The organism is Kitasatospora sp. NPDC059673, assembly GCF_042734215.1.
Lineage (GTDB): Bacteria > Actinomycetota > Actinomycetes > Streptomycetales > Streptomycetaceae > Kitasatospora.
Map to the genome: position 1 here is coordinate 21,682 of NZ_JBHWEN010000016.1, position 15,422 is coordinate 37,103.

Annotated in this window: 12 protein-coding genes; 9 read left to right on the forward strand and 3 right to left on the reverse strand. The window is 73.3% G+C overall.

Features of this window, described 5'->3' with window-relative positions; genetic code table 11:
* The first annotated feature begins 1,867 nt into the window (after positions 1 to 1,867).
* On the forward strand, positions 1,868 to 3,517 hold the full coding sequence (locus tag ACFV18_RS19750; protein ID WP_380484869.1) for a class I adenylate-forming enzyme family protein: 1,650 nt from the start codon (positions 1,868 to 1,870) through the stop codon (positions 3,515 to 3,517).
* A gap of 212 nt (positions 3,518 to 3,729) precedes the next feature.
* On the opposite strand, the gene ACFV18_RS19755 is transcribed toward ACFV18_RS19750, so the two are convergent.
* The gene (locus ACFV18_RS19755; protein ID WP_380484870.1) at positions 3,730 to 4,881 is read right to left on the reverse strand and encodes a DegT/DnrJ/EryC1/StrS family aminotransferase; all 1,152 of its coding nucleotides are present in this window, start codon (positions 4,879 to 4,881) and stop codon (positions 3,730 to 3,732) included.
* A complete protein-coding gene (locus ACFV18_RS19760; protein ID WP_380484872.1) occupies positions 4,878 to 6,050 on the reverse strand; it encodes a DegT/DnrJ/EryC1/StrS family aminotransferase in 1,173 nt (390 codons plus the stop codon). Before ACFV18_RS19760 ends, ACFV18_RS19755 begins: the two co-directional genes overlap by 4 nt.
* Positions 6,051 to 6,527: 477 nt before the next feature.
* On the opposite strand from ACFV18_RS19760, the gene ACFV18_RS19765 reads away from it, so the two are divergent.
* The 6 genes from ACFV18_RS19765 (at position 6,528) to ACFV18_RS19790 (ending at position 12,793) form a co-directional block, all read left to right on the forward strand.
* Entirely contained in the window at positions 6,528 to 7,616 is a 1,089-nt protein-coding gene (locus tag ACFV18_RS19765) for a hypothetical protein (protein WP_380484874.1), read from the forward strand.
* Entirely contained in the window at positions 7,613 to 8,623 is a 1,011-nt protein-coding gene (locus ACFV18_RS19770) for a sugar phosphate isomerase/epimerase family protein (protein WP_380484876.1), read from the forward strand. The genes ACFV18_RS19765 and ACFV18_RS19770 overlap by 4 nt, the downstream gene beginning before the upstream one ends.
* Positions 8,613 to 10,043: a M20/M25/M40 family metallo-hydrolase gene (locus ACFV18_RS19775; RefSeq protein WP_380484878.1), complete on the forward strand. Its 1,431-nt coding sequence runs from the start codon at positions 8,613 to 8,615 to the stop codon at positions 10,041 to 10,043. Before ACFV18_RS19770 ends, ACFV18_RS19775 begins: the two co-directional genes overlap by 11 nt.
* Before the next feature lie 220 nt (positions 10,044 to 10,263).
* Positions 10,264 to 11,409, forward strand: a complete 1,146-nt coding sequence (locus tag ACFV18_RS19780; protein WP_380484880.1) for an Ldh family oxidoreductase — start codon at positions 10,264 to 10,266, stop codon at positions 11,407 to 11,409.
* Positions 11,406 to 12,344 (forward strand): Gfo/Idh/MocA family protein, encoded by a 939-nt coding sequence (locus tag ACFV18_RS19785; RefSeq protein ID WP_380484882.1) that lies wholly within the window; start codon positions 11,406 to 11,408, stop codon positions 12,342 to 12,344. Before ACFV18_RS19780 ends, ACFV18_RS19785 begins: the two co-directional genes overlap by 4 nt.
* Positions 12,341 to 12,793, forward strand: coding sequence for a DUF6917 domain-containing protein (locus ACFV18_RS19790; RefSeq protein ID WP_380484884.1), 453 nt, complete (start codon positions 12,341 to 12,343; stop codon positions 12,791 to 12,793). Before ACFV18_RS19785 ends, ACFV18_RS19790 begins: the two co-directional genes overlap by 4 nt.
* Before the next feature lie 107 nt (positions 12,794 to 12,900).
* On the opposite strand, the gene ACFV18_RS19795 is transcribed toward ACFV18_RS19790, so the two are convergent.
* The gene (locus tag ACFV18_RS19795; protein WP_380484887.1) at positions 12,901 to 13,440 is read right to left on the reverse strand and encodes an EF-hand domain-containing protein; all 540 of its coding nucleotides are present in this window, start codon (positions 13,438 to 13,440) and stop codon (positions 12,901 to 12,903) included.
* Positions 13,441 to 13,783: 343 nt separating this feature from the next.
* Between ACFV18_RS19795 and ACFV18_RS19800 the strand changes: the two genes are divergently transcribed.
* On the forward strand, positions 13,784 to 14,284 hold the full coding sequence (locus ACFV18_RS19800; RefSeq protein ID WP_380484889.1) for a carboxymuconolactone decarboxylase family protein: 501 nt from the start codon (positions 13,784 to 13,786) through the stop codon (positions 14,282 to 14,284).
* Between the two features lie 53 nt (positions 14,285 to 14,337).
* Entirely contained in the window at positions 14,338 to 15,297 is a 960-nt protein-coding gene (gene mmuM / locus ACFV18_RS19805) for a homocysteine S-methyltransferase (RefSeq protein WP_380484890.1), read from the forward strand.
* Positions 15,298 to 15,422: the final 125 nt, after the last annotated feature.

Below are 15,422 nucleotides of genomic sequence, written 5' to 3' on the forward strand. Positions count from 1 at the left end.
CGGCGACTGCGGGCTCGCCCCGGCGCGCCCGGAACGCCTGCACCGGCCGGGTGGTACCAGATGTCACCAACGCCTCTTCCCGGTAAGGCCGGTGGAGCTGAGCGCCGTGTACATCGGCCACGACCAGAGCGCCGGAGCGCAGTACCCGGCACCGCAGCCGAGCAACGCGATGACACGAACGCGTTGGTGACCGGCAGGCGCGACTGGGGCCCGCGAGCTACCCAAGCTCCAGGAGTCGGCCAACGGTACGGGATCCAGTCATGTGGACCCGGCGATCGACGCGCGCGATCCCGACCAACTACCCCGCACAGAGCGGCCGACGACAGGCGGGGGCGCGAGCCGAAGTGTCGGCATCGGTTTGCTGGTGTGAAGGGATGGCGCGGCGATCCGGCGAGCGTGGCTGGTCGGCATTGCGGCGATGCAGCGGGCTCGGCGGGTGGAAACCGTTGTCTCGGCGGGACGGGTCGGTGGTTGCGGGCTCGCCCCGGTGTTGCGGGAGCGCCTGGACCAGCCGGGCTGCCGCAGGGCGTCTGCGGGCGGCGCGTCGCGTCGCCAACACCCGCGCGCTGGAGGGCTGGTGGCGTTGCACGCCGCGCAGTTCGGTCACGGCCGACACGCTGCGGTTGTCTGCCCGGCACCGCACCAGAGTGGTCCGAGACAGCGAGTATCTCGGTGACAGGCGGGCGTGGGCGGGATTGCGGAGCTGCGGAGGCTCCGGCACTCGGCAGGGCCTGTTCAGAGGAAGTGGACCGACGTTGCAGGCCCGGGACACAAGCACCTGACTGCGGACAGGTATCGAGCCCGCGCCGACCGGCCGACGGCGGGCGGGGGCGCTCAGAGAGGTGGTGCCCTGGCCGTGGTGACGTGGAGGGACGGCGCGGCGTGCCGAGGAGCGTGGTCGGGTGCAGTTGCGGCGATTCGGCCGGCCCGGCAGGGGGAGGTCGTCGTCTCGGCGGGACGGATTGGCAGCTGCGGGCTCGCCCCGGCGCGCCAGGAGCGTCCGCACCGGCCGGGCTGCCGCAAGGCGGATGCGGGCGGCGCGGCACATCGCCAACCCCCGTGCGCTGGCAGGTCGTTGGCGCTGCGCGTAGCGAAATCCGGCCACGGCCGACGGGGCGGAACTTGCCGCCCGGCACCGCAGCCGGGCGGCACAGCGGCGCGAAGGCCTCGGTGACGGGTGGACGCGACCGGGGCTGCGGTGCAGGCCAGGCTCCAAGAGTCGGACGCGACACCTACCCGGGCGAAGTGGGCCGGCAGCACGGGATCCGGTCGCGTGGACTTGGCAATCGGCCATACGGACGTCGGCGCCGGGCGGCCGACAGGCGAAGGTGCTCGCCGGGGTGCCGGGGTCTGTTTGCTGACGTGGAGGGATGGCGCGGCGGTTCAAGGAACGCGGTTGGGCGGCGTCGCGGCGATGCGGCAGGCCTGGTGGGTGGAGGCCGTTGTTCCGGTGGGACGGGTCGGCAGGTGCAGGCTCACCCCCGCATGTCGGGACCGCCTGTACCGGCCAGGCCGTCGCAGGGTGGCCGTGGGCAGCGCGACGCCTCAGCGTCGTCCGCATCCTGGCCAACCAGTGACGCTGCATGCCGCGCATCCGGCCACGACAGAGCCTGCGCGCCGGGCACTGCGAGCACAGGTGACCGGCCGGCACGACTGGGGCTGCGGAGCTGCTCACGTCCCGTCGGTCGGCGGTGCTCGCTCGGGCGAAGAGGGTCGGCGGGACGGGATCCGGTCGCGTGGTTCCGGCGGCCGGAGCGGTGCTCCCGTGGTGGGCGGCGCGCGGGCATGGCGCGGGGTGGGCTGCCGGGTGGGCTGCCGGGTGGGCTGCTGGGTGGAGGGAGGGTTTTCAGTGTGGGATCGATCAGTGATGGGAGTGGTGGTTGTGGGCGGTATGTGGGTGTCGGTGGCTGGGGTGGAGTTTCCGGATCAGGTGGGGCGGGGGTTGCGGGAGGAGTGGGTGGCTCGGGGGTGGTGTCCGGGGCGGGGGTTGTATGAGCTGTTTGTGGAGCGGGTGGGGGTTGATGGGGGGCGGGTGGCTGTGGTGGATGACGGGGGTGAGGTGACGTTCGCCGAACTGGCGGGGCGGGTGCGGGGGTTGGCGGCGGGGTTGGCTGCGAGGGGGGTGGGGCCGGGGTCGGTGGTGGCGACGAAGGTGCCGGCGGATTGGCGGGCGGTGGCGGTGGATCTGGCGGTGGCGGCGTTGGGGGCGGTGGTGTTGCCGTGTGTGCCGGGGCATGGGCGGCGGGATCTGCTGGCGTTGTTGGGGACGTCGCGGGCGGATGCGGTGGTGACGGTGCCGGAGTGGAAGGCGCTGGTGGACGGGTTGCGGCCCGAACTGCCGTGCCTGCACGAGGTGGTGGTGCTGGGTGCGGAGCCGTGGCCGGAGCAGGCGGAGTGGGAGCCGGTGGGCGTGGATGCGGAGGCGCCGGCCCGGATTCTGGTGTCGTCGGGGTCGGAGGCCGCGCCGAAGTTGATCGCGTACTCGCACAATGCGCTGGCGGGGGGCCGCGGGCGGTATGTGGAGCGGGTGTTGGAGACGGTGGACGGGGCGCCGCCGCGGGTGTTGCTGTTGGTGCATCCGGCGACGGCGTACGGCTCGTTGGCGGTGGTGTCCTTGGTGCGGTGCGGGGCGACGGTGGTGTTGCGGGAGCGATTCGATCCGGCGGATGCGCTGGCGGCGGTGGGGCGTTGGCGGCCGACGCACCTGGCGGCAGTGCCGACGATGCTTCGTCGCCTGGCGGATCAACTTCCGGTGGGGGGTGAGGACTTGTCCTCCTTGCAGGCGGTGGTGTCGAGTTCGGCGATGCTGTCGTCGGCTGTGTTGGGGGCGGCGTTGCGGCGGTTCGGGTGCCCGGTGGTGAACGTGTACGGCGCCAGTGACGGGATGAACTGCCATACCCGATGGACGAGTTCGGACGTCGATGTGCTCCGGGTGGGACGTCCGGATCCGGCGGTGGCGGAGTTCCGGGTGTGCGGGCCGGACGGGCGGCCGGTGCCGACGGGGGTGGCGGGCGAGGTGCAGGCGCGGGGGCCGATGAGTCCGCTGTGCCACGTCGGGGAACCGGAGTTGGACGCCCGGCTGCGGGTGGACGGCGGGTGGGTGCGGTCCGGCGACCTGGGGGTGCTGGAGGCGGACGGGTCGCTGCGGGTGGTGGCGCGGACCAAGCAGATGGTGAACCGGGGTGGGGTGTCGATCGGCCTGTCGGAGGTGGAGCGCCTGCTGGAGGGCCACCCCGGGCTGCTGGAGGCGGTGTGCGTGCCGGTGCCTGATCCGGATCTCGGCGAGCGGATGTGCGTCTGTGCGGTGCCGCGCGAGCCGGCGGGCGGGTTGGCGCTGGTTGAACTGACGGACTATCTGGGCCAGTTGTGCGGGCTGGAGAAGTACAAGTGGCCGGAGCGGCTGGTCCTGCTGGACAAGTTGCCGTTGGGTGCGTCCGGGAAGCCGGACCGCTTGGCGCTCACGGAGTTGGCGGCCGCGGCAACTCGGGGCCAGGGGGCGGTAGTTGCGGTGAGCTGAGACGAATGCGGCCGGGGCCCACCACGGTGGTGTGGTGGGCCCCGGCACTTGCGGTGCGGCTCAGGCGACGGGTGCGGGCGCGTCGGTGAAGGACAGCACGGCGGCCGTGATCCGTCCCCGGCGCTTGCGGTGCGGCTCAGGCGACGGGTGCGGGCGCGCCGGTGAAGGACAGCACGCCGGCCGTGATCCGTCCCCGGCGCTTGCGGTGCGGCTCAGGCGACGGGTGCGGGCGCGTCGGCGAAGGACAGCACGGCGGCCGTGATCCGGTCCACCTGGGCGTCCGTCAGGTGGGGGTGGACCGGGATGGACAGGCACTGGCGGGCGGCGCGTTCGGCGTTCGGCCAGTGGCCGCCGGCGGGGGCGGCGGAGGCGAACGCGGGCTGATGGGGCAGTGGGCTCGGGTAGTAGATGTGGCTGTCGATGCCGTGGGTGGCGAGGTGCTTCTTGAGCTGGTCACGGTGCTCGGCGAGCAGTGAATAGACGTAGTAGCAGCGGCCGTTGGTGCCGGGTGGCGGCGGGGTGATGCCGTGCTCGGCGAGTGGGGTGAACTGTTCGGTGTAGTGGGCGGCGATCTCGGCGCGGCGGGCCAGGCGGCGGGCCAGGCCGGGGTGGCGGCGCAGTTGGAACGCGGCGAGGACTTCGTCGAATCGGCTGTTCATGCCGATCAGGTGGTGGCGGAAGCGGTGCACGCCGTCCTGGCCGTGGTTGCGCAGTATCCTTGCGACGCGGGCGAGTTGAGGGTCGTCGGTGATCACGACGCCGCCCTCGCCGGGGCCGCCGAAGGACTTCACCTGGACGAAGGAGAACAGGCCGGCGTCGCCCCAGGTGCCGGCGGGTCGGCCGTCCAGGACCGCCCCCTGGGCGACGGCGGAGTCCTCGATCAGGCGGAGGCCGTGCCGGTCGGCGAGGGCGCGCAGGCGCGGCATGTCGGCCATCACGGAGAACATGTGGGCGGGCATCAACGCCTTGGTGCGGGTGGTGATCAGGGCCTCGGCGGCGTCCGGGTCGATGACCAGGGTGTGCGGGTCGATGTCGGCGAACACGGGGGTGGCGCCGACGCCGAGGACGGTGTTGGCGAGCGGGGCGCAGCCGAATGCGGGGACGATCACCTCGTCACCGGCGGCGATGCCCATGGCACGCAGGATGAGGGTGAGCGCGGTGGTGCCGCTGCCGCAGGCGATGACGTCGGCGACGCCAAGGTCGGCACGCAGCAACTCCTCGAAGCGGGCTGTGCGTTCGCCGAGGATGAAGCGCTGGGCGGGGTCGGTGGCGACCTCGTGGACGACGTCCAGCAGGAGGTCGCGGTCGTCCTCGAAGAGGTCGGGCGGGAAGAACGGGATCGGCGGGGGTGCGGTGGTGGTCATCGGGGGGTTCCGTGCCTTCGGTGCTGGAAGCCGCGGACCAGGTCGCTGACCAGGTCCAGGTCGTGGTCGGCGAGGTCGGGGTAGAGCGGCAGCGCGAGGGCGCGTTCGCAGGCGACCTCGGCGTGCGGGAACTCGCCGCGCCGGTGGCCGAGTTCGGCGAAGCAGGGTTGCAGGTGCAGCGGCGTCGGGTAGTAGGTCTCGGTCTGGACGCCGTGCTGGGCAAGGTGGGCGGCGAGTTCGTCGCGGTGGTCGGACTCGATCAGGTAGACGTACCAGACGGGGTTGGTGGCGGCCTCGCGCGGGACGACGGTGGGCAGGGTCAGGCCGGGGGTGCCGGCCAGGCGCTCGGTGTAGCGGGCGGCGAGGTCGGCGCGGCGAGCGATGTCCTGGTCGGCGCGGCTGAGCTTGGCGAGCAGAACCGCCGCCTGGATGTCGTCCATCTTGCTGTTGGTGCCGAGGAGTTCGGTGGGCCGGTTGATGGTGGGGAAGTCGTCCACGGTGTGGCCGGTGCGGCCGTGGTGGCGCATCGCGGCGACGGCGTCGGCGATGGCGGGGTCGCCGGTGAGGACGGCCCCCGCGTCGCCGATCGCGCCGAGGGTTTTGGTGGGGAAGAACGACAGCACGCCGCCGGTGCCGTGCAGCCCGGCGTGGACGCCGTTCCAGCGCATGCCGAAGGCCTCGGCGCTGTCCTCGACCAGGGTCAGTCGGTGGCGGTCGGCGAAGTCCAGCAGGGCGCTCAGGTCGGCGAGTTGGTGGAACAGGTGGACCGGCATGATCATGCGGGTGCGCTCGGTGCGAACGGCTTCCGCACTGGCCGGATCAAGGCTGTAGCTGTGCGGGTCGATGTCGGCGAAGACGGGGCGGCCGCCGGCCAGCACCACGGCGCTGGCGGAGGCGACGAAGCTGTACGTCGGGACGATCACCTCGTCGCCCGGCTGCAGGCCGGCCGCACGCAGCAGCAGGACCAGCGCGTCGGTGCCGCTGTTGACGCCGACGACGTGGCGGGCGCCGGTCCAGGCGGCGAGGGCGGTTTCGAGTTCGGCGACCTTGGGGCCGTGCGAGTACTTGCCGCGGTCCATCAGTTCGTCGAGGTGGCGCCGCGTGATGGGCCAGAGGGATTCGAAGGTCTCGGCCTGCTGGAAGAAGGAGACGCCGGAGGAGGCACCCATGGAACTCTCATCGGTTGTGGGGCGGTGACGGACGGGTGGGGTGATAGGTGGCGGGCTGGTCGGGCGGGCTGGGCTGGTCGGCCTGCCCGGGCTGGTCGGGCGGGCTGGGCTGGTCGGGCTGGTCGGGCGATAACGGGTACGGCGCCGCGGCAAGGCGGTCCAGGTGCCGACTTCGGACAGGCCGGACGCAACCGGAAAACGCTTTCCGAACACCGCCACAGGGAACGGGAAAGCGTTTTCCGGTTGGTTTTCGGAACCGGCTTTCGGGCAAAGGCGACTCACCCGCACGGCAGCCGGATGCACCCCGCTGAATCTATGCCGTCCCCACCGCCGTCCACCGCGCGGGAACGGCGACTTCACTCGTTCGAATGGCCTGCCAGCTAGGCGAGTTGACGGTCACTCGGGCACGGCAGGAAGTGACTGGTTGAATACCCGGCGACGCGATCCCCGCGAATCGGACGGAAGGACGGCTCCGCCATGTCGAACGGACTCGGGACCTTACTGGTCGGAATGGGGCGGGCGGGCAGCGGACTCCATCTGCCGGTGCTGCGCCGGTTGCGCACCGCCGCCGAATCCGCGCCCCTGTTCGCCCCCGCACCGATACTCGCGGTGGACCCGCACCGCCGCCCCGGGCAAGCGGCCGATCTGCGGCCCGTCAGCCTCGCGGAGGCGCCCCGGCTGGCCGATCCCGCCGACACCGTCGTCCACCTCTGCACCCCGCCGACCGAACGGGTCGCCGCGCTGGACACCCTGGGCCGCCTCGGCTACCGGCGCATCCTGCTGGAGAAGCCGTTCGCCGCCGACGCGGCCGGGCTGGACGAACTGCTCGCGCTGAGCGAGCGCCACGGGCTGGACCTGGTGGTGGTCGCCCAGTGGCTGGGCAGCCGACTGACCGACCGGCTGCGCGCCGCCCTGGCGAGCGGGGCGTACGGCCCGCTGCGGACCATCCACGTGGTACAGCGCAAGCCGCGCTTCTCCCGCTCGCTGGCCGGCGACGGCCACCCCACCGCGTTCGACATCGAACTGCCGCACTCGCTCGGCCTCTGCCTCTCACTGGCCGGGCCGGGCCGGGTCACCGGTGCGGGCGGCACCGACATGGTGGTCGGCGGGCGGGTCCTGCCCCGGCTCGGCACCGCCTGGCTCAACCTCCAGCACGAGAGCGGAGCGTGGACCCGGATCCGCTCCGACCTGACCTCCCCCGTCCGGGAGCGCCGAGTCACCCTGGAACTCGCCCACGGCACCCTGATCGGCCACTTCCCCGGCAGCGAGGCCGACGCCTACGCCCGGCTGACCGTCATCGACCACGACGGCGAGAGCACCGAACTGCTCCACGACGACTCGCTGAGCACCTTCCTGCACCACGTCTACGCCTACTTCGCGGCGGGCGGCGCGGCCGGCGGCGCCCGCCACCCGCACCCCGACCTGGCGGTCAACTCCCAGGTGGTGCGGCTGCTCGACCAGGCCAAGACGATCGCCGCGCAGGCGCGCGAGGCACAGATCCGTGACGCGCAGACGCCTGACGCTCAAACGCCTGACGCGCAGCACCGCGCGGCGGCCGCCCGATGACTGCCGCCGCACCGCGCACCGCCGACACCGACACCGCCGCCGACACCACCACCACGTCCGGCGCGTCGCTCGGCCGGTCGCTGCCCCGTCCGGTCGCCGCCCCCACGATCAGCTTCGGCGGCATCGGCGACGAGGCCGCCCCCGACCTGCCCGGCCAGCTCGACGCGCTGGACGAACTCGGGTGGCACGACCTCGAGTTGCGGACCGTGGACGGCAGTTGGATCGCCGAGTTGCCGCTCGACCGGGTCGGCCGGATCGCCGAGACGCTCGCCGCCCGGGGCGTCCGGGTGACCGGCCTGGCCTCCCGGATCGGCAACTGGAGCTGCCGGATCACCGACGACTTCGGCCGCGACCTGGCGGAACTCGCCGCACTCGCCGCCCGCGCCGCACTGCTGGGCACCGACCGGATCCGGGTCATGTCCTACCCCAACGCGGGCCTGCCGGACGCTGATTGGCGCCGGCTGGTGCTGGAGCGACTGACCCGCCTGGCCGAACTGGCGGGCCAGGAAGGCCTGACCCTGCTGCACGAGAACTGCAGCGGCTGGGCCGGCACCTCCGCCGAACGCCAAATCGACCTGGTGGCCGCTGTGGACAGCCCGGCGCTGCGCCTGCTGTTCGATGCCGGCAACGGAGTCGCGCACGGCTACGACGGATACCTGATGCTCCGTCAGCTCGCCGACCACGTCGCGCACGTGCACATCAAGGACGCGGTGGGCGGCGGCGACAGCGCCGAGTACGTGCTGCCAGGCGACGGGGCAGCGCGGCTCGCGGAGAGCCTGCGCTTCCTGGTGGACCGGGGCTGGAGCGGCGGATGGTCGCTGGAGCCGCATCTCGCCACCCGCCCGCACCAGGGCCTGGCGGCGGACGGCACCGCCGTAAGCGGATTCGTCGCGGCCGGGCGGGCGTTGAGTGCGCTGGTGGAACGCGAGGTCCTGCCGTCCGCGGTCGGCTGGCGCCCGGTGCCCGGCGGGCTGGAGCACACCGCGGCGGTGTCGCGTGAGCGGTGACACCGCAGCCCGCACCACCGACACCAGCACCGACACCGAAACCGACTCCGGCACCAGCACCAGCACCAGCACCGGCACCGGCACCGGCACCGGCACCGGCACCGGCACAGCAAAGACGGGCGCCCGACTCGACGCCGACGACCGGGAGTTGCTGCTCGACCTTCTCCGCCTGCCGACCGCCGGCCCGCTGGAGACCGGCCCCGGCGCGCCGCGCCCGCTGCTCCCCGAGGCGCTCACGGTGTACGCCCGGGCGGCGGGGACGGTCGGCCTGGCCGAGGTGTATCGCGGCGCGCCGCGAGCGGCGGACCTCGACCGTCCGGACGTGCCGCTGACCGTGCGCCAACGAGCGGGCGACGACAGCTTCTTGGCGTCCCAGCCGAGCCTCGTCCTGCGGCTCGGACCGGAGTTGCCCCGGGCGGCGACGGTGATGTTCAACGTGCACCTGGACACGGTGGCCGGACTGGAGCCGGTCGGGTTCGACGGGCGCCGGTTCACGGGGCGGGGCGCGATCGACGCCAAGGGTCCGGCGGTGGCGTTGCTGGCGGGGATTCGGGCGGCGGTCGCGGTGGAGCCACGGCTGGGCAGTTCGGTCGGGGTGCTGGTACAGGCCGTGTCGGGCGAAGAGGGCGGCGCGATGGGCGTGTTCGGCACCCGTCCGCTGGTGGAGGCCGGGTACGTGGGCGCGCTGAACGTGTTCTGCGAACCGACCGGCCTGCGGTATCTGCCCCGGGCCACGGCTGCCGTCACCGCCCGGTTGCGGGTGGGTGGCGAGGACGCGATCGACGACTGCCCGGGCGAGGGGCACAATGCGAGCGTACTGCTCGGCTTCCTCGCGCAGTACCTGGCGCGGGAGTTGGGCGCCGTCGCCGCTCCGCGCGACCCGGTGTGTGTGGCCGGACTGAGCACCGGTCCGCTGCACAACCGGGTGTACGGAACCGGCGAGCTGCTGCTCAACCTCCCCTACCGGGACGCCGGTTCGGGACTCCGGGCGGAGACGGCCGTGCGGGCGGCGATCGATGCCGGACTGGCCGCATTCGGACGGGAGTTCGCTGGACTCCCGGAGTTCGCCCGGACCGCCGCCGACTGCGCGCGGATCACCCGACTGGACTGGCTCAAGCGCGGCCTGCCCGTCCTGGACAGCCGGCATCCCGCCTTCGAGGACCTGCTGACGCGGCAGGCCGGAATCCCCCGACTCCCGGACGGTGAACCGGCGTTCACCTGCGACGCGATCTGGACGGCGGGCCTGCCGGACGCGTTCACCGTGGTGCTCGGCCCCGGCGACCTCGGCGCCAACCGGGCGCACGCGACGGGCGAGTTCGCCGACCTCGCCCAACTCGACGGCTTCGCTTCGGCGGTGGCCCGCCTGCTGGTGGCCTTCGCCCGTCACCGACCACTCCGCCGACCCCACGCCGACCGCTGACCGCCGACCACCGAACCGCTGACCGCCGATCGCCGACCACCGAACCGCTGACCACCGACCACCGACCACCGACCACCGACCACCGACCTCCGACCACCGACCACCGACCACCGACCTCCGACCACCGACCGACCCGCGCTCAAGCAGGCCAGTCGAGGCCACCAACTCCACTCCCCCATCCACGACTTCACCCTCACCGTCTGTCCGGAGGCTGTTGCCCATGACCACCGTGGCGTCCTCGCCGACTTCCGCCGCCAGTACCGTCCGCGTCCCGTACGCCGAGCTGCTCCGGTTCACCACCGACGTCTTCCTCGCCAACCAACTGCCGCCCGCACGCGCCAGGTTGGCAGCGGAGGCGCTGTGCTACGGGGACGTGGCGGGGATGGACTCGCACGGGCTGGTGAATCTGTCCCGGCTGTATCTGCCGTTGCTGGCGGAGGGGCGGGCCGATCCGCTGGCCGAGCCGGAGGTGGTGGCCGACCGGGGGGCGGCGGTGCTGGTGGATGCGAGGAACGCGCTCGGGCTCTGGCAGGCGGGCGCGGCAATGGAGTTGGCGGCGGACCGGGCGGAGCGGCTCGGCATCGGGCTGGTCTCGGTGCGGCGGGCGACGCACTTCGGGTGTGCGGGGCACCATGCGGCGCGGGTGACCGGGCGCGGCATGATCGGGCTGCTGGCGTCGAACTGCGGGCGGCAGCGGATCGCCCGTCCGCCGGGTGGCGCGGTCGCCCTGCTCGGCACCAATCCGTGGAGTGTGGCCGCACCGGCGGGTGAACTTCCGCCGTACGTCCTGGACATGAGTGCGACGGCGGTTCCGACGGGACGGGTGCGGGCAGCGGCGCGGGCCGGGCGGGCGATCCCGGAGGGGTGGCTGGCCGACGAGGACGGGCGTCCGGTGACGGACCCGGCTGCGTTCGACCGGGGCGAGGCGCATCTGCTGTGGCTGGGGTCGGGTTCGGGTGCCGAGTTCAAGGGGTTCGGGCTGGGGCTGATGGTGGAGGTGCTGGCGGCGATGCTGCCCGGCGCGGGTCTCGGCCCGGAGCCGGCGGCGCTGGACGGGGACGGCGGTCCGACCGGCCGGGACGACGACATCGGCCTGTTCGCGCTGGCGATCGCCCCGGCGGCGCTCCGCGATCCGGAGCAAGTGGCCTCGGACGCACGGACCTTGTTCTCCACGGTGCTGGCCTGTCCGCCCGCCGCCGGCCAGGCCGGTCCGGTCGTCTATCCGGGCTGGCACGAGGCCCGGCGGACCGCTGCCGCACACCGCGACGGCGTGCCGCTGGCAGCCCCGCTGCTGGTCGAACTCGCCGCTGTGGCCGCCCAGTTCGGCGTGCGCCCGGTGGACGTGACCGTGGAGGTGGCGGAGTGAGCGGCCTGCGGGTGGGCGTGATCGGTCTCGGGGTGATCTCGCGGTTCTATCTGGCCGCGCTGGAGCAGGTCCCGGGCGTGCGGCTGGCAGCGGTGTGCGACCGGGACGCGGAGCTGCTGCGCGAGTTCGAGGGCCGGGTGGGGTGTTTCACGGACCACCGGGCGCTGCTGGCCGCAGGCGGGCTGGACGCCGTGGTGGTGACCGTCCCGAACGACCTGCACCTGACGATCTGCCGGGATGCGCTGCGGGCGGGTCTGCCGGTGTGCGTGGAGAAGCCGTTGGCGCTGCGGGCCACGGAGGGTGCGGACTTGGCCTCGCTGGCGGTCGAGCGCCGGGTGCCGCTGTTCACGGCGTTCCACCGGCGGTACAACGCGGCGGTGCGGGAGCTGTGCCGGACGCTGGAGGGTGCGGCGCCGGTGCGGTCGGTGACGGCGCGGTACTTCGAGCGGATCGAGGAGCATGTCGGCCGGGACCGCTGGTACTTGGACCCGGAGCGCTGCGGCGGCGGCTGCGTCGCCGACAACGGCCCGAACGCGTACGACCTGCTGCGGCTGCTGGCCGGGCCGATGCGGGTGGAGGCCGCGGAGGTGGTGCGGGACGAGGGCGGGGTGGACCGGCACGCGCTGCTGGAGCTGGCGGGTGCGCGCGGGGTGCGCGGCCGGATCGAGCTGGACTGGTCCTACCCGGGTGAACTGAAGGACGTCACCGTGGAGTTGGCGGACGGTTCGGTGCTGCGGGCGGACCTGCTGGCCGGGCACGACGGGTTCAAGCAGTCGCTGTGGCACGAATACGTCGGCATCGTCACCGCGTTCAAGAGACTCCTGACGGACGACGGCGACGCACGCGGTACCGGCTTCCGGGGGCCGGACGGGGTGGACGCGCTGCGCGTGGTCGAGGCGGCGTACCGGGCCGAGCGGGCGGGGGCGCGCAGGTGATCCGGCAGCGCGACGATCGGGCCCAACTGGCGTCCGCGGTACCGGAGAACGGGCCGAAGCGGACGGTGACGGGCACGCTGGTGAAGGTGCTGCTGCACAGTCGGACGGATCGCGGGATGAGCCTGGAGCCGTTCGCCAGCCGGTGCGTGCGGGTCGGCGAGGTGCACGAGTTGGTGACGACCGATCAGCGGGACACGGCGGCGGGTGCGCGGATCGACCGGGTCGGGTTCCTCGGCTTCGCGGAGATCGCGGCGGCGGGGGTGCTGGACCGGGGCGACGAGGTGTTCGTCGGGGCACACCGGGTGGGGACGGTGCTGGGCTTCGACGCCTGCCACTTTCCCAACCACTACAACGTGCTGATCGCGGCCGATCACCTGCTGACCGGCGAGAAGCTGGATCTGCGGCCGGAGTTGCCGGTGCGGTTCGTCCCGGCGGCCACGGAGTCCTGAGCAGGCGAACAGGGACTGTCTTGCGGCATGCCGAAGGCCCGGACCGGGGGGCGCCTCCCCGTTCCGGGCCCGAGTGCGTCAGGCCGTCGCCGGCCGCGCGGTGGGGCTCAGCGGCCCAGCAGCGGAACGTCCAACTCGCCCATGTGGTAGGCGCGGACGGCCTGGACCAGCTCCTCCACGGACAGCTGGCCGTCGCCGTTGGCGTCGATCTGGCGGAACGCCTCGGCCGGCTCGATGTTCTCGACACCGATGGCGTCCAGCCAGGTCTTGAACTCGGCCGGGTTGACCTGGCCGTCGCCATCCACGTCGACCAGCTCGACCATGGCCTGGATGGTCGGCTTGACGACGCGGCCGAAGCCGGCGCCGCCGTTCTCCAGGATGTGCTCCTCGGCGATGTGGTTGAACTGCTCGGGGGTGAGCGCACCGGCCTGCTCGTCGATGCCGGCCTTGTCGGCGAAGAAGCTCCACATGCCGAGGTAGGCCTCGGTCAGCTGGCGGCCCGCCGGGGAGGTCGGGACCTCGCCGAAGGCCTGCAGGATGCGCTGGGCCTCGGCGTCCCAGTCGGAGCGGTCGATCTGGCCGTCGCCGTTCACGTCCCAGAGGTCGAAGCGCTTCTGGGCACGGTCGAGCTGCACGGAGGTGGTCATCGGTGTCTCCACGTGAGTCTGGTGCGGGCGGCGGCGGCCGGTCCAGGGACAGGGCCGACGGGTGTCGCCCGCTGGGTTTCGAAGGAGCGGCCATCACACAATCGGTGCGGTCGGCCACGGAATGTCACACTACCGGCGCGCTGCGCTCCGCTTCGCCGTCACACCGCCAACCGGGTGACATGTCGCACATGTTGACTGACCGTCAGGCCGCATGGCGTGGAACTCCATGGCCTCCGCCACGATTTGGGGACGCGGTCAACGGTTTCAAGGCTCGTCTCCCGGGCGGGTGATCGAGGCCCGATTCGGCGGCGGCGGGCCCGCGCGGGGGCCGTAGTCTCGCTCCGTGACCGACACCTCCGCGACAAGGACCGCCGCGACCGGGACGCTCCCGCCGCTCCCGCTGATCGAACTCGCCCCGCAGGCCTTCGCCGCCGTGCACGCGCTGCACGGCGCCGTCGAGCAGGCCGCGGCGGCGGCCGGGCTGGAGCCGCTGCTGCTCGAACTGGTGCGGCTGCGCTGCTCGCAGCTGAACGGCTGCACGTACTGCGTGGACCTGCACACCACGGCCGCCCGGAAGGCCGGCGAATCGGAGGAGCGGCTCGGCCTGCTGGCGGCCTGGCGGGAGTCCGGCCCGCTGTTCACGCCCCGTGAGCGCGCTGCGCTGGCCCTTGCGGAGGCGGTCACCCTGCTTCCCGACCACGCGGCGGGCGCACGGGCGCAACGGGCGGCGCGCAACGTGCTGTCCGACCCCGAGGCGGCGTTCGTGGCCTGGGCGGCCACGGTGGTGAACGCGTACAACCGGATCGCGGTCGCCTCCCGGCCGATTCCGGCAGCCGAGGGCTGAGGCCTCGCTGCCGCGGGTTCGCCCCTTGGCGAGTGGTGCGGCAGGCTGGAGGGATGACAGCGGTGCGCAACGGCCCCGGCGCGACGGCCGACGGCGGGTTCGCCGCGGCACTGGCGGCCGGGCCGGTGGTGCTGGACGGCGGGCTGTCCGCCCAACTCGCGTCGCAGGGCTGCGATTTGTCGGACGCGCTGTGGTCGGCGCGGTTGCTGCTGGACGATCCGCGGCAGTTGGTGGCGGCGCACCGCGCGTTCTTCGAGGCCGGGGCGCAGGTCGCCACCACGGCGAGCTACCAGGCGAGCCGGGCGGGTTTCGCGGCGCGCGGCGTGAGCACGGCGAAGGCGGACCGACTGCTGGCGTTGAGCGTGGAGTTGGCGCGGCAGGCGGCCGAGGAGGCGTCGGCGGAGCTGGGTGACGGACGGCCGCGCTGGGTGGCGGCGTCGGTGGGCCCGTACGGGGCGGTGTTGGCGGACGGCTCGGAGTACCGGGGCCACTACGGCCTGTCCGCTGCGGAGTTGACCGCCTTCCACCGTCCGCGCCTGGAGGTACTGGCGGCGGCCGGGCCGGACGCGCTGGCGGTGGAGACGGTGCCGGACCTGCTGGAGGCGCGCGTACTCGCGGAATGCGTCCGGGAGTTGGGGCTTCCCGCGTGGTTCTCGTTCGGTGCGGCGGACGGCCTGACCCGGGGCGGCGAGCCGCTCGCGGAGGCGTTCGCGTTGCTGGCGGACGTGCCGGAGGTGGTGGCGGTGGGCGTCAACTGCTGTGCGCCGCAAGAGGTTTCGTCAGCGGTGCGGCTGGCGGTGGAACTGACGGGCCGACCGGCGGTAGCGTACCCGAACAGCGGCGAGGGCTGGAACGCGACGGCCCACGACTGGGCGGGCCCGGCCTCGTTCGATCCCGCCGACGCACCGGGCTGGGTCGCGGCGGGCGCCCGACTCGTCGGCGGCTGCTGCCGGGTGGGCGCGGACCGGATCGCGGAGATGGCGGCCGCGATCGCCGAGCAGACCGCCGGCTGACACACTGCGCGGGCGTTCCGAATTCCACCCCCAGGCACGCAAGGGGCGGCTCGCGGGAGAGCGTGCCGGATCTTCTGACAGACTCCGCACACGACCCGACCAGGGGTGGCGAGCCACCGGCCGAG

Coding starts and splice junctions, on each gene's coding strand:
- ACFV18_RS19750 (WP_380484869.1), top strand. CDS start 1,868: ATGGGAGTGGTGGTTGTGGGCGGTATGTGGGTGTCGGTGGCTGGGGTG.
- ACFV18_RS19755 (WP_380484870.1), bottom strand. CDS start 4,881: ATGACCACCACCGCACCCCCGCCGATCCCGTTCTTCCCGCCCGACCTC.
- ACFV18_RS19760 (WP_380484872.1), bottom strand. CDS start 6,050: ATGGGTGCCTCCTCCGGCGTCTCCTTCTTCCAGCAGGCCGAGACCTTC.
- ACFV18_RS19765 (WP_380484874.1), top strand. CDS start 6,528: ATGTCGAACGGACTCGGGACCTTACTGGTCGGAATGGGGCGGGCGGGC.
- ACFV18_RS19770 (WP_380484876.1), top strand. CDS start 7,613: ATGACTGCCGCCGCACCGCGCACCGCCGACACCGACACCGCCGCCGAC.
- ACFV18_RS19780 (WP_380484880.1), top strand. CDS start 10,264: ATGACCACCGTGGCGTCCTCGCCGACTTCCGCCGCCAGTACCGTCCGC.
- ACFV18_RS19795 (WP_380484887.1), bottom strand. CDS start 13,440: ATGACCACCTCCGTGCAGCTCGACCGTGCCCAGAAGCGCTTCGACCTC.
- mmuM (WP_380484890.1), top strand. CDS start 14,338: ATGACAGCGGTGCGCAACGGCCCCGGCGCGACGGCCGACGGCGGGTTC.